Source organism: Flavobacterium sp. UBA7663 (assembly GCF_002483315.1).
Lineage (GTDB): Bacteria > Bacteroidota > Bacteroidia > Flavobacteriales > Flavobacteriaceae > Flavobacterium.
On sequence record NZ_DLHR01000023.1, the window covers coordinates 6,821 to 8,285 of the forward strand.

Here is a 1,465-nt window from a genome sequence, read left to right on the forward strand (position 1 = left end):
CAATTTCTCGTGACCGCTGTTGGCAGTAGTAAAAAGCTTTTTAATTATTCTGTACGATAATTTCAATTTCATCTTCTATTTCATGTTCAATTTCGATAGGCTTGTATGATTTATTCGAGCATTCTTTCGATAGTTCTAAAAGCATTTTCGCGTTTTCTGGATAATATTTTTCCATATTTTTTGATCGAGTTTCAAGTTCTATTTTACTTTCAATTTTGATTATTATCCAGTCTTTACAATCATCTATGTCGGACGAGTAATCCATAATATATAATTGTTTTAATTCCTGTATTTTGTTTTCAATTGTTGATCTAAAAACAATAATTTTTCCATCAGAATCGGTTTTCAAAGATCCTAAACTATAATTGTTTTTTTTATTGGCTAAAACTGTAATTGAAACAATTAAATCTTTTACAGGAATGTTACTTTCATTAATAAATTTAATGTCAATTTTTTCAAATAGCTTCATGATTCACGTCATTGGTGGATTTATTACTGCCAACGTTTCGCGCATAGACCTTGTGGCGGCGAAGCGAGCTGAGTTGTCTCGGCTAAGATAATGTTTTTCGTGAAAAATAGAGTTCAAGCAACTGAAAACCAGCCATAAGTTCTATGCGCTGTTAGGTGCAGTAATAACTTCACAATTCATAAGTTGTTCCATAGCCATTCACTGGATATTCTTCTATTGCATAATATTTATCAAGAAAATTTTTTAGGCTAGGGTCTAAATTATCATTGTCGATTCGCAAATAGTTTTGCTCAAGTCTGCCTTGAGTGTGCATATTTGCGAAAAGAATAATGGAACCAAAATTAGTCGACGCTAAACTTTGTTTTGTGTAACTCCTTATATTTTTGGTGTCAACTACAAGTTGTTTTAAGGATAGATTATATACAATATTTGTAAAATCTACATATAAAGCTGTTGATTGGTTATTGTAGATATTTTGTGATTTCTTGTTGATAATAGCGGATATTTTATAGTCATAATTTAGTTTTTGACTATCCTTTCTAATTCGAATGCTACTGCATTCAACTCCTAAATTATTGTCTACGATAAAATCTGGACATTCTTGTTTTATAAATTTGATACCTTTTGAAATAAAGCTAGATGCAATGCTTATCTCAAACCTTATACCCCAGTATGAATCTTGTTGTTCCTGTTTTCTTAGCTCTTTTATGTAAAATTTAAACAGTTGTAGATCATGCATTTTTAAGTTTTCAAGATGTTGGATAAAAAATTCCAATCTATCTAATTCAAAGTCTCGTGATATAAAATCTCCTTCAAGATTATAAATCATTATCTGGTTTCCTAAAGTCTTTACAAATGAAGGATTCTTTTCATCGTTAGTTTCAACTCTGTAATTAAATAGATCATTTAATTTTTTTATAACTCCAGCAAATCTTTCGATGAAATTTAGCATGTTCCTGATTGATTATTGCACCTAACGTCCCGCGCACAGGCGAC

Annotated in this window: 2 protein-coding genes; both read right to left on the minus strand. The window is 30.4% G+C overall.

Annotated features, from left to right (window positions below; translation table 11 throughout):
* Positions 1-40: 40 nt before the first annotated feature.
* Positions 41-469, minus strand: coding sequence for a hypothetical protein (locus B2741_RS10470; RefSeq protein WP_291138621.1), 429 nt, complete (start codon positions 467-469; stop codon positions 41-43).
* 169 nt (positions 470-638) lie between these two features.
* The gene (locus tag B2741_RS10475) at positions 639-1,421 is read right to left on the minus strand and encodes a hypothetical protein (protein ID WP_291138623.1); all 783 of its coding nucleotides are present in this window, start codon (positions 1,419-1,421) and stop codon (positions 639-641) included.
* Positions 1,422-1,465 lie beyond the last annotated feature (44 nt).

Coding starts and splice junctions, on each gene's coding strand:
- B2741_RS10475 (WP_291138623.1), bottom strand. CDS start 1,421: ATGCTAAATTTCATCGAAAGATTTGCTGGAGTTATAAAAAAATTAAAT.
- B2741_RS10470 (WP_291138621.1), bottom strand. CDS start 469: ATGAAGCTATTTGAAAAAATTGACATTAAATTTATTAATGAAAGTAAC.